This window comes from Pedobacter lusitanus, from assembly GCF_040026395.1.
In the GTDB taxonomy this organism is placed as follows: domain Bacteria; phylum Bacteroidota; class Bacteroidia; order Sphingobacteriales; family Sphingobacteriaceae; genus Pedobacter; species Pedobacter lusitanus.
In genome coordinates this window covers 5,013,699-5,026,469 of sequence record NZ_CP157278.1, presented here as the reverse complement: position 1 = coordinate 5,026,469, position 12,771 = coordinate 5,013,699, and the positions used below count along the sequence as shown (strand labels likewise).

At 38.7% G+C, this 12,771-nt stretch carries 6 protein-coding genes; 2 read left to right on the top strand and 4 right to left on the bottom strand.

The window, feature by feature from the left end:
* Nucleotides 1-79: 79 nt before the first annotated feature.
* From PL_RS21585 to PL_RS21570, 4 genes are read right to left on the bottom strand one after another with little or no spacing between them, the layout of a single operon-like run.
* Nucleotides 80-949, bottom strand: a complete 870-nt coding sequence (locus PL_RS21585) for an SdiA-regulated family protein (RefSeq protein ID WP_041877618.1) — start codon at nt 947-949, stop codon at nt 80-82.
* A gap of 40 nt (nt 950-989) precedes the next feature.
* Entirely contained in the window at nt 990-3,053 is a 2,064-nt protein-coding gene (ppk1, locus tag PL_RS21580; protein WP_052495980.1) for a polyphosphate kinase 1, read from the bottom strand.
* 7 nt (nt 3,054-3,060) lie between these two features.
* On the bottom strand, nt 3,061-4,332 hold the full coding sequence (locus PL_RS21575) for a Pycsar system effector family protein (protein WP_431357146.1): 1,272 nt from the start codon (nt 4,330-4,332) through the stop codon (nt 3,061-3,063).
* A 25-nt stretch (nt 4,333-4,357) separates the two neighbouring features.
* A complete protein-coding gene (locus PL_RS21570; RefSeq protein ID WP_041877621.1) occupies nt 4,358-4,945 on the bottom strand; it encodes a TetR/AcrR family transcriptional regulator in 588 nt (195 codons plus the stop codon).
* Between the two features lie 457 nt (nt 4,946-5,402).
* On the opposite strand from PL_RS21570, the gene PL_RS21565 reads away from it, so the two are divergent.
* Together PL_RS21565 and PL_RS21560 are read left to right on the top strand one after the other, a co-directional pair.
* Nucleotides 5,403-6,194, top strand: coding sequence for an FkbM family methyltransferase (locus PL_RS21565; RefSeq protein WP_348620354.1), 792 nt, complete (start codon nt 5,403-5,405; stop codon nt 6,192-6,194).
* The gene (locus tag PL_RS21560; RefSeq protein WP_041877624.1) at nt 6,187-12,771 is read left to right on the top strand and encodes a type I polyketide synthase; all 6,585 of its coding nucleotides are present in this window, start codon (nt 6,187-6,189) and stop codon (nt 12,769-12,771) included. The genes PL_RS21565 and PL_RS21560 overlap by 8 nt, the downstream gene beginning before the upstream one ends.

The window sequence follows — 12,771 nt, the reverse complement described above, 5'->3', positions numbered from 1 at the left end:
TCGATTCAATTAGAAGACCCCGCTTAAATTTAAAAATTTAAAACTGGGTCTAAGTCATTGATTCATAATTATTTTAGCATCAGGGTTTACGTGCAAATTTCAGGATATTTCCAGAACTAAGTTCATCACCTTCATTAGATATATACAGATTCATCTGATTATCAAAAGCTAATCCTTCAGGCTGTATAAATATAGAAGAATTTAACCGGTGTACACCTTTAACTTTCCAGTCGGGGCTGGCTACAACCAATAATTTATTGACAGAAGACAAAATATACCAGTCTCCTGAATGTGGATCTCTGGTAAGAGCGGAAGCTTTTAATCCTGTTTTCAGTATGAGTCCCTTATCAATCAGGGGAGTGAGATCCATAGAAAAATTACCAGATGCAATCAGCTCTTTCTTTGCCGGATTATAAGTAAAAATAGAACCCGACATTGTTTTTTCCTTTTTATCTTCTTTACAATTCTTACAAAGCAGATAAACCTGGTTCGTTTGCTGATCTGCATAAATACTTTCATATTCTCCATCAGGCAGTATGTCATTCCATTCTTTAATATTGGCTACTTTATCTTTAGTAGCTTCACTAAAAGGAAAGGTATAAAGTGTACCATCACTTCTGAGAATAATGAAAGTTTCATTTAAAATTGCCAGATCTTCATAATCACCTTTTTTAGCGAAAACAGCATGTTTCTGTTTCTTATTACCCCAGGCTTGTCTGAAAAGACGACCTTCTTCATCCTGTATAGAATAAACAGTATCACTTTTTCCTTTATAGAATGCAATACCGGAAATTTCATGCAGACTTTCTGGCATAGTAAATTTCTCCGGATGGTTAAAGTCATATCCTTTTGGGCTTGTATAAGACTGTTTTGCTGGTTTACAAGCATAGAATCCGATAAGGATCAGTACCGGAAAAATATAATTCAGCTTTTTTAGAAGTAATTTCATTCGTTTTTTTTTTATCAGATGCCCCCTAATCCTATCGGGTTTATGATGCGTTATTTTCAATAGTGTGTACAGTGGTTTCTTTCAGCAGATCATAAATAGCTTGCTGGGAACGTACCTGGACTTCTCCACTACAGTAATTATTTTGTAATTCTTCATTCAATTCAACTGCCTGTACAGTATCCTTTAACTGTAAATTTAAGATTTCTATCAGTCTTATTTTTAATTCCTGATCATAGATTGGAAAACAAACCTCTATCCTTCCGTAAATATTTCTGTTCATCCAGTCTGCGGATCCCATAAAGACATCTTCTGCTCCGTTGTTATGGAAAAGAAAAACTCTTCCGTGTTCCAGGTACCGGTCCACAATACGTTTCACGATAATATTCTCACTTTGCCCCTCTATTCCGGGAATCAGGCAGCATACACTACGTATAATCAGTTGTATTTTAACTCCGGCATTTGAAGCTTCATATAATTTAGAGATCAGTACTCTTTCTTCCAGATTATTCATTTTAATCACCATACCAGCCGGTAACCCTTGTCTGGCATTGGCAATTTCCTGATCAATAAGTGCAATGAATTTAGCCTGAAGGTTGAATTGTGCAACCAGTAAATGTTCAAAGTTGATTGCATCTTCCTGCAATGGTTTCTTCTTTTTCTTTCTGAGGAAACCAAAAAGCTGTTCAAGCTCAGCCAGCATAACCTGATTAGCAGTGAGCAGAATATGATCTGTATAAAACCTTGCCGTTGATTCATTCAGATTTCCTGTAGCCAGCAGTCCCAGATATTCACTCTGATCTCTGATCTTTCTCTTAACCAGAGCAACCTTTGCATGTACCTTTAATTCTTTATTACTATAAATGATTTTTACTCCCGAAGCTTTCATTCTCGAAGCCCATTTTATATTATTGGCTTCGTCAAATCTTGCTTTCAGTTCTACCATTACCGAAACCTTTTTACCATTTTTTGCTGCCGTCATTAAGGCATTAACAATTCTGGAATTATCAGCCACCCGGTAAAGGGTCACATAAATTTCTTCTACATAGCTATCATTTGCAGCTTCATTAAAGAATCTTAATATCGGATCATAATTCTGATAGGGAACGTGAATCATCAGGTCCTTTTTACGAATCTGTTCGAACAATGTATCTTCTTTTTTCAGCAGCAGATTAGGGAGTGACGGCCATTTAGGATAATTTAACCCGGCTTCCTGGAGTGGAAAATTACTCAGGTCCTTCATATTATGATAATATCCACCTTCTACAACAGATGAATTGGTCAGGTTAAGGGCATAAATGATCTTATAGAGATACCTCAGTGGTATTCCAGGTTGGCATAAAAATCGTGTTGCTGTGCCCAGGTCCCGTTTCTTTAATTCTTTTTCAAGAGCAATGGTAATGTCTTCTTCCAGATCATCAATCTCATCTTTGATATTCAATTCTGCATTTCTGGTAATCTTGATATTGAACACTCCAGTTATTTTTTCATCAGGGAAAAGATAAGCGAGATTGCTTCTGATAATATCATCCAGGAAAACCACATATTTCTGATCCCCTTTATTCACTGCATATAACCTTGGCAAATCATCAGATGGGATGGTAATCAACTCTAAGCGCTCTGTTCCGACCGTATCAGATAATATAACTGCCTGATAAAGCTTATTGTTTTCTGCAAAAAAACCATCTTCATCCTTCGCTACTGAATACAGCCTGATATACGCCAGGACTTCATTAAAGAAAATCCGGGACAATTCATCTGTTATCTGATCAGGAATAGCCTCATTATATAACCAGTGTATATTTCTGACCTTTAAAGCAGGTAAAAGCTCGTTAGCCAGCAGATGCCCAAATCGCTGTTGCTGCTGATTGATTAAAAACTGTGCTTTATAATAATTGTTATTTAAACCGGTGTTCTCATCAAAATTATCAATAGCCATCAATACCGGCATCCTCACTCTGTAAAACTCATCGAGATTGGAAGAATAAATGGATAGAAATCTGATTCGTTCCAGTAATGGAACCTGTTCATTTTCGGCCTCCATGAGCACACGCTCATTAAAACTCAACCAGCTCAGATCGCGATTAAAAAAAGAATATTCTTTCATGGTATTTCTATAAAGCTACTACCGCACTGGCAATAACAAATGCGAGAACAGAAGCAATAATACCGAACATAAATACATTGTAAGCAACTCTTAACAGACGATATTTACGTCCTAAGACAACTCCCTGTGAATATAAGTCCCGGATCAGACTTCCATATAGAAAATCTCTGTCCTCCATCATATTCTGCATCCCTTCTACATAATCAGGCAAGGCCATCCGGTAAAAATTACCAAAGAACAGCAGATTCACCTTTTTTTGCTCAATATCTTCGTGTGTAAAAGTTCCCGGAGGAACTGTTGGTCTGGTGGCCAGTATAGAAAACACCATAGTCACCACACAAATAACCAGTAATATTAAAGTAGGAATAATCAAATGAGGATTATCTTCCAGCTTTCGCAGTAAAACACTAAGGGTAACCGACAGAATAATAGAGTTAGTGGAAATCATGATATGTGCTTTATTATCTGCCATATCACTTAAACGCTGATGGTTACCTGACGAAATTCTGAACATCGTTTCTATCCCTTTATCAGGACGGTCACTTTTTTTCTTCTCTTCCTTTTTATTTTCTTTTTTTTCCATGAGCTGAGCCTTAGATCCGGTAGCTGCTATTTCAGGATGATGGTCAGTATTTTCCAGAACCGAATTGATTGCTTTCTCTTCTTTTGACTTTTCATGATCATCTTTGATCACTTTTTCTTTCAATTCATTCAGATTCATCTCTTTTTTTTCATTGAGTAAATCACGGCAGTAATCCGTATGATAATGATGCGACTCAAAAAGCATAATTGTTTTTAGACGCCATTCGTGTTTATCAATATCTTTACCAGCAAAAGCGCTGGCCTCTTTACGGATCAGTTTATTTCTTTCTCTGAAATCTTCACTACCCAGATGAAAGAGATCTGCATCACATACAATTTCTTCAAGCAGCCCTACCGGACGTTGCGGCATTCTGGTAGCCAGAATACAATTCATCACCAGACTGGTTAACTCAGGATCTGCTCCTTTAGATTCCAGAAATTCTTTTACAAGACCAGCTCCCCGTTCTTCATGTTTTTCACAACTGGTCAAATAACCAATATCATGAAACCACGCGGCTATGCTCACTACAAAAAAATCATGATCTGATAACTGATAGTGGTTAGCAATTTTCACTGCAGCTTTGACCACCTGTTCGGTATGCAGCAGATTATGATAGATTAATCTCTCGTCTTTATTAGTGTGAAACAAGCTCGAGACATGTGCTCTGACCTGATCTAGTATATCCAGGTAATTCATCATATAAATATGGTGGTTTAAATTATTAATTCCCAATACCCTCGATAAGCATATCTACCAGCTCATCAAAATATTCATGGGACTGTACTTCTGAAGGGTTAATAGACAGCGGAAAGTGAAGCCCCCTGAAAGCGACAATAAGAACAAAAGACATTTTATGAATACTCTCTGCCGAAAGTTCTTTAAATTCACCACTTTGTGTACCTCCAAGAAGTATTTCACTGATCATACCCAGCTGCATCTGTTCGTATTTAAGCCTTAGCGGAAGCAGCATCCTCCTTGATTCAATCATATCTTCAAAAATCACTTTATAAAGACTTCTGAATTCCAGGATAGCTATACTTTGAAAATTTAAAAAAGCTTTCAGTTTATCTTTTGCAGATAGTGCTCTGTTTACTGTTTCCCTTAAATTTTTAATCACTGCTTTCATCTCATCTTTTACAACAGCAGCGAAGATTTCATTCTTTCCGGGGAAATAATAATAAAGTGTACTTTTTCCTTTACCGGCTGCTGCGGAGATATCCTCTATCGTTGTCTTTTTTAACCCGAATTTTCCAAATAAAGATTTGGCGGCAATTAAAATTTCACTAATTACAATTTCATCTTTATCCATAAGCACCAAGCAAAGATTTGAATATACTAGCTGATTAAAGTTCAGCTTCTTTCAGATTCCAAAAGTATTGAATTTAACTGGGGAAAATAATACCCTAAAAATAAAAAGAAGCCTTTTTCATCCTGACAAATCATTAGATCAAATTAGTAACAAAATAATGACAACATGTTTTAAACTGAGGCAGACAACCAGTTATCATTAACTAGTATTTCTTATAGGGAGAAGAGGAACGATCTTTGTTAATTATTCTCAGAATAGCAGAAATAAACGAATTCTTAAATTCTTAGATAAAAACAGTACACAAAGCAATCCTTTAATCTATAAAATCATGTAAAACGCAATCACGGGAACATCTTGGTATTATATAAATAATTAAGAAAATATCATTTAGCTTTCTTAAATTAACATAATACTAATTAAGAGGTAAAAATTAACGCAAACTCAAAATACGCTCAGGATGGCAACTCAATTTATTAAGAAAATTTTAGGCATTCATCATCAATCTAACGTAAAACCATTGAAAAATCTCAGTTATTATGGCTCAGTAAGACATGGATATATGGTTCCTGATCATTTCTTAGGGTCAGGTTCAATTTGTTATTGTGTTGGTGCCGGTGAAGACATTTCTTTTGATACAGAACTTAAAATGGCTTTTGATTCCAAAGTTTTTATTTTTGATCCCTCTCCTTATGGGATTAATCACTTTAATCAGGTTAAAGATTATGTAGATTATGGGATCCCCTTAACACTGGACAAAACTCTTGCTCCTTATGTATATAATATAAGTAGTAAACAATTCTCAGAAATAAAATTTGTTGCTGTCGGCCTCTGGGACAAAAAGAAAACAATGAAATTTTATGACCCCGAAAAAGAGAACTATTCTTCCCATTCTGCTTATTTGTTTAAGGAGTCAAAGAAATTCATTGAAGCCCCCGTTGACCGTTTAAGTAATCTAATGCAACAATTGGATCACCAGCATATCGACCTGCTTAAAATAGAAATAGAAGGAGCTGAATATAAGGTTATTGATACTATAATTGAAGACAAATTAAATGTTAAGGCCATTCTGGTAGAATTTGACGAGGTTTATAATACCAGGGACAAAACCTTCCTTTTCAGAATAAAAAAAAGCTGTGATAAATTAAGAAAAGCCGGTTATATACTGGCGCATTCTACTGTTGCCATGAAACGTTTGTTCATTAGGAAGGATATTTATGATCAGTTAAAAAAATTAGAAGTTAATGCATAATATTACTAAACAGGATTTTACTGACCCGGAATCAGTTTCTTTGGTATTTACACTTTTTGAAAGTGCAGCCAGAAATTTCCCCCAGCTCACGGCCCTTTCGACAGCACATGAGCAGATCACTTATGAAATTCTTTTTCAGAAAGTTATCAGATTAGGTCAGCAAATTACTGAATTAACACTAAATGAAGATATTATTGGTTTAAGCACAACCAGATCGGCCGATATGATTATCGCCCTACTGGCGATACTCCAGTCAGGAAGGGCTTACCTTCCTTTAGACCCGGCTTATCCAAAACAAAGATTAACACAGATTATTAAGGATTCTGGCATCAAGACCTGTATTTGCCCGGAAACTGATCAGGATTTTTTCCTGACAACCGGATTAAATACACTATTAAACAATATTGACGAACCTGCCGAAATCTCAACCAAACAGCATCTGGCTCAAAGTCAGCTTACCGGACAAAATCCGAATGCTTATGTATTGTATACTTCAGGTTCTACAGGCACTCCGAAAGGAGTGTATATGACACAAGCTGCACTGGTTAATCTCATTTTATGGCAACAGAAAAACTCTGTGGCCGGCCCGGGCAGTAAAACATTGCAATTTGCGCCAATCAGCTTTGATGTATCTTTCCAGGAGATATTCTCTACACTGACAACAGGAGCTACTTTAGTATTAATCAGTGATGATTTAAGACTGGACCCTGTCAATTTGCTTAACTTCATTGACGAAAATCAGATTGACCGTATTTTTCTGCCTTTCGTAGCTCTTCAGTTTCTGGCAGAAGCTGCAAGCGTAAACAAGCAGTTCCCCAAAAGTTTAAAAGAAGTAATTACTGCCGGTGAACAACTAAAAATAACCCCACAGGTAAAAGACTTTTTTGCGGGTCTTGGAAGTTGTGTTCTTTTCAACCAGTATGGCCCTACAGAATGTCATGTGGTGAGTGAGCTTAAATTACAGGGGCCAGCAGCAAACTGGCCATTACTACCCAACATAGGTACACCAATATCCAATACAGCAATTCATATTTTAGACCAGGACAGAAACCTGCTTAAATCAGGTGAAACCGGCGAGTTGTGCATTTCTGGCATCAGCCTGGCCCAGGGTTATCTGAACAAACCTGAATTAACTGCAGAAAAGTTTATAATTATTCCCGTTAATGGTAAACAGACCCGTGTTTATCTCACTGGAGACCTCGCCCGCTATGAAGCAGATGGAACTATAGAATTTCTGGGTAGACAGGATGATCAGGTTAAAATCAGAGGTTACAGGATTGAACTGGGTGAAATTGAAGTAAAACTTAATCATATTGACGGGATCAGGCAGGCAGTAGTTATTGCAAAGCCAGATCTGAGTGGTCAGAACAGATTGCTGGCTTATCTTATTGCTGATCACGAAAACAAGAATACCCTGCTGATCAGAAAACAACTTGAAGCCAGTTTACCGGATTATATGATTCCATCTTCTTTTATCTGGATGGAAGATTTCCCAAAAACAACCAGTGGTAAGATTGATAAAAAAGCATTACCTGTACCAGAGCGTAAAAGACCAGATTTATCTGCACTTTACAGCCCGGCCAGGACTGCTCTGGAAAAAAGAATTGCAGCGATCTGGATACAGGTACTGGAATTGGATACAGTAGGAATCAATGATAATTTCTTCGAGCTGGGAGGAAACTCCCTGCTGGCATTAAAGACAGTCGCTTTATTAAGAACTGAACAACATATAGAATTACCAATTACCAAACTTTATCAGTTTCCACAAATCAGTCAGCTAATTAATTATATTAATGCAGCATCGGCCATGCCTAAAAAAAGACGGACTCAGGAACATCCTTCAGATCCGGGTCAGCCTGTTGCAATTATTGGCATGGCAGGTAAATTTCCTGGTGCTGATACAATTGAAGAGTTATGGCAGGTACTGCGAAATGGCGAAGAAACTACTACATTTTTTAAAGATCAGGAACTTGATTATTCTATTCCAGCTGAGCTAAAGAATGATCCGCTATATGTAAAAGCAAGAGGAATTATAAAGGATGCTGACTTATTTGATCCTGCATTTTTTGGCATCAACCCTAAACTTGCAGAACTCATGGATCCCCAGCAAAGGGTTTTTCTTGAAATCAGCAGAGATGTTTTGGAAAAATCCGGACATTTGCCAGCCGTTTATGATGGAGTAATCGGCGTTTTTGCCGGCTCAGGAAATAACAGTTATTTTCCGCATAACGTTGCAGGAAATACAGATTTAATTAATCAAATCGGAAGTTTCCAGGTCATGACTGTTAATGAGAAGGATTATATCTCTTCCAGAACGGCTTATGAACTGGATTTAAAAGGGCCTGCAGTTAGTGTTTTCTCAGCTTGTTCCACTTCATTACTTGCAGTTTCCCAGGCGGTAGAAAGTTTACGAAAAAATCAATGTGATGTAGCTATTGCCGGTGGTGCAAGCATCTCCTCTCCTATTCACAGCGGACATATCTATCAGGAAGGTGCTATGTTAAGTAAAGATGGTCATTGCCGGTCTTTTGATGAAAAGGCCACAGGAACTGTCTTTAGTGATGGTGCCGGAGTTGTACTTTTAAAAACACTGTCTGCTGCTTTACAGGATGGTGATACAATTTATGGACTGATCAAAGGTGTCGGGGTAAATAATGATGGGGGTGCGAAAGGTAGTTTTACTGCTCCCAGTACCGATGGACAGGCCACGGCAATTGCTATGGCAATAGCCGATGCAGCAGTAGATCCCTCAACTATTTCTTATGTAGAGACCCATGGAACTGCAACCCCTCTGGGTGACCCTATTGAAATTGAAGGATTAAAACAGGCATTTGGTGAACAAACCAATCAGCAGTTTTGTGCAATTGGTTCGATCAAAAGTAATATGGGACACATGACTGCTGCTGCTGGCGTAGCCGGTCTGATTAAAACTACACTCGCATTATATCATAAAGAAATCCCGCCTTCTATTAATTTTGATAAACCCAATCCAAATATCTCTTTTACTGAGTCTCCTTTTTATGTAAACAACCAGTTAAAACACTGGGATACAAAAGATATCAGAAGAGCGGGGGTAAGTTCTTTTGGAGTAGGTGGTACAAATGTTCACGTTATCGTAGAGGAGCATGACCATTTACCTGGTGTAAATCAAGACAATGGCAGACTAAAAAATCTGTTCAGCTGGTCTGCTAAATCCCAGGAAAGCCTCCAGGATTATGAACTGGCCTTAAAAACACAATTACAAACCCGGCAGGAACTTAACCTCGCTGATACCGCCTTTACACTGCAAACTACAAGAGCTGATTTCAATCATCGTAGTTTTATTGTTGCCGGGACAAAACAGGAGCTGCTTGATGCCTTGACTGATACCGCAATTCCAGCTTCCAGACTAAAAAAACTACCGGGTGAAACCGTATTTCTTTTTCCTGGTCAGGGTGCCCAGTATCCTGGAATGGGTGCAGAATTATATATAAACGAACCTGTATATAAAACTGCAGTCGACAAATGTGCTTCAATTCTGACTGCGTACCTGGATAGAGATATCAGAACAGTTATTTATGCAGCAGCTGATGATGAACATGCCGGTTTACTAAATAATACCAAATATACACAACCAGCATTATTTGTTACATCCTATGCACTGGCGCAATTATGGATAAGCTGGGGAATACAACCTTCCATCCTTTGCGGACACAGTATAGGAGAATATGTTGCTGCACATTTAGCCGGAATTTTCACATTGGAAGATGGCCTTAAATTGATTGCTGCGCGCGGTACGATGGTCAGTGCACTCCCGGCAGGAAGTATGTTAAGTGTACGTACTTCAGCTTCGGAAATTGAAAAAATCCTTCCGGAAACTTTATCCCTGGCCGCAATAAATAGCCCTAAACTATGTGTCGTAGCTGGTAAAAATGAAGATATCGATGCTTTTCAGATACAACTGGATGAGCAACTGATTCTGCACAAGAAGTTACTGACCAGCCATGCATTTCATTCTTCTATGATGGACCCTGTGCTGAAAGACTTTAGTAAGGTTGTCAGTGAGGTTAAACTAAACAGACCTCAGAAACCCGTTGTCTCTACAGTAACCGGTCAGTTTCTCACTGATACACAAGCACAAAGCGCGGATTACTGGACAGAACACATGAGAAAGACGGTTAAATTTTCTCCGGCGCTCGATACTATACTCGAACTGGATAATCCTGTATTGATTGAAACCGGACCTGGAAATACCTGCACAACTCTGGCCTGGCAGCATGAAGCTAAAGCTTCTTTTACTGCGATTGCAAGTCTGGATAAAAAAGAAATAACAGGTTCTTATGATGCTATATTAAATGCGCTGGGTAAAGCCTGGTTATCAGGCTTAAATCCGGACTGGAAATCATTCTACCAGGGTCAGCAGAGACGAAAGGTTGATTTACCAACCTATAGTTATCTTAAGAAAAGATATTGGGTTGAACCAAAAAACATTACTGAACAAAAAACTCATACAAATTTTAACCAACAAGATACAAATACTCTTACTGCCATGAGGAAAGACACTCTGATTGAAAAGATAAAACATTTACTGGAAAATGCCTCCGGAATTGAGATGGATGGTGTTACTCCAGACAGCAGTTTTATTGAGATTGGCCTGGATTCATTACTAATGACACAGGTAGCACTAACATTTAAAAAAGAGTTTTCCCTGCCAATCAGTTTCAGACAACTCAATGAAGAATATGCAACCATTGATGCGCTCGCAACTTATATAGACAAAAATTTACCAAAAGAAAATATAGCTGAACCACAGGTTTTTCAGGCAACTGTAAATGCACAGCCTGCTGCACAAACCTCTGCCTTTACCCCTGCCGATACCGCTTTGGGACTAATTGCACAGCAATTACAATTATTAACCCGGCAGGTAGAATTGATGAGTGGTTCTCCTGCTCCATTAAATTTCAGCAATGGCAGCTCACCGGTAAAATCAGCAGTCAAAACAAATGCCGAGCTATCAGCAGAAGAACTGGCAGAAATTAAAAAGCCTTTTGGAGCAACTGCACGTATAGAAAAAAACGTCACTGAATTACAACCAGAACAAAAGCAGTTCCTTGAACAGTTAACAGCACGTTATAATCAAAAAACCGCCGCCAGCAAAACCTATACACAGAAGCACAGATCATATATGGCAGATCCCCGTGTAGTGTCAGGGTTTAAACCTTATACTAAAGAAATCGTTTATTCCATTGTTACCAATAAATCAGCAGGTAGTCATTTATGGGATATTGACGGAAATGAGTACATAGATGCGTTGAACGGCTTTGGATCAAACTTATTAGGTTATCAGCATCCGGTATTAAAAAATGCCATACTCGAACAGGTAGAAAAAGGATATGAGATAGGTCCGCAGCACGAACTTGCAGGTGATGTCAGTAAGCTGATCTGTGAATTTACAGGGTTTGACAGGGCTGCACTCTGTAATACTGGCTCTGAGGCCGTATTAGGAGCAATGAGAATAGCGAGAACAGTAACCGGGCGTTCATTGATTATTGCTTTCTCCGGCTCTTATCACGGGATCAATGATGAAGTGATTATCAGAGGGACCAAAAAACTAAAAAGCTTCCCTGCTGCGCCGGGAATTATGCCAGAAGCCGTACAAAACATGCTGGTACTGGATTATGGAACAGAAGAAACATTAAATATTATCAGGGAAAGAGCGCACGAAATAGCAGCTGTACTGGTAGAACCTGTACAAAGCCGGAGACCCGAATTTCAGCCGGTAGAATTCCTCAAACAGGTAAGAGAAATTACCCTTAAATCTGAAACCGTACTGATTTTTGATGAAGTTATCACTGGTTTCCGTGCACATCAGGGTGGTGCACAGGCCCTGTTTGGAATAAAAGCCGATCTGGGTACTTATGGAAAAGTTATTGGAGGAGGCCTGCCCATCGGAGCCATTGCAGGGAAAAAACAATATATGGATGCACTGGATGGTGGCTTCTGGCAATACGGAGACACTTCCTTTCCTGAAGTTGGTGTAACTTATTTTGCCGGAACTTTTGTAAGACATCCATTAGCCCTTGCAGCTGGCAAGGCAAGTCTGGAATACATGAAGGCTAAAGGTCCTGAATTCCAGGCAAACCTGAATAAGAATACGGCTTATCTGGCTGGTCTGTTAAACGATGTTGCTGAAGAGCTGGGACTTCCACTATTTGCAGCCCATTTTGGTTCTTTATGGAAGATTAAATTTAAAGAGGAATATCCATACAGCGAGCTGCTGTTTACCTTAATGAGATATAAAGGAATTCATATCTGGGATGGTTTTCCCTGTTTCCTTACTGCAGCCCATACACTGGATGAGATTAAACTGATTGCTGACCGGTTTAAAGAAAGTATAGCAGAATTAATGAAAGTGGGGCTGATCCCTCTAAATACACCTGCGGCTTTATCCGGATCTGACAATTCAAAAATAACCCCTGTACCTCAACCGCCTGTTCCCGGAGCCAGACTGGGAAGAGATCAGTCAGGAAATCCTGCCTGGTTTATTACAGACCCGGAAAATCCGGAAAAATATCTTCAGGTTGAGTCAAATAATTAA

What these genes read in the sequence shown, in the direction of transcription:
- PL_RS21570 (WP_041877621.1), bottom strand. Translation starts at nt 4,945, where the DNA reads ATGGATAAAGATGAAATTGTAATTAGTGAAATTTTAATTGCCGCCAAA.
- PL_RS21560 (WP_041877624.1), top strand. Translation starts at nt 6,187, where the DNA reads ATGCATAATATTACTAAACAGGATTTTACTGACCCGGAATCAGTTTCT.
- ppk1 (WP_052495980.1), bottom strand. Translation starts at nt 3,053, where the DNA reads ATGAAAGAATATTCTTTTTTTAATCGCGATCTGAGCTGGTTGAGTTTT.
- PL_RS21585 (WP_041877618.1), bottom strand. Translation starts at nt 949, where the DNA reads ATGAAATTACTTCTAAAAAAGCTGAATTATATTTTTCCGGTACTGATC.
- PL_RS21575 (WP_431357146.1), bottom strand. Translation starts at nt 4,332, where the DNA reads ATGAATTACCTGGATATACTAGATCAGGTCAGAGCACATGTCTCGAGC.
- PL_RS21565 (WP_348620354.1), top strand. Translation starts at nt 5,403, where the DNA reads ATGGCAACTCAATTTATTAAGAAAATTTTAGGCATTCATCATCAATCT.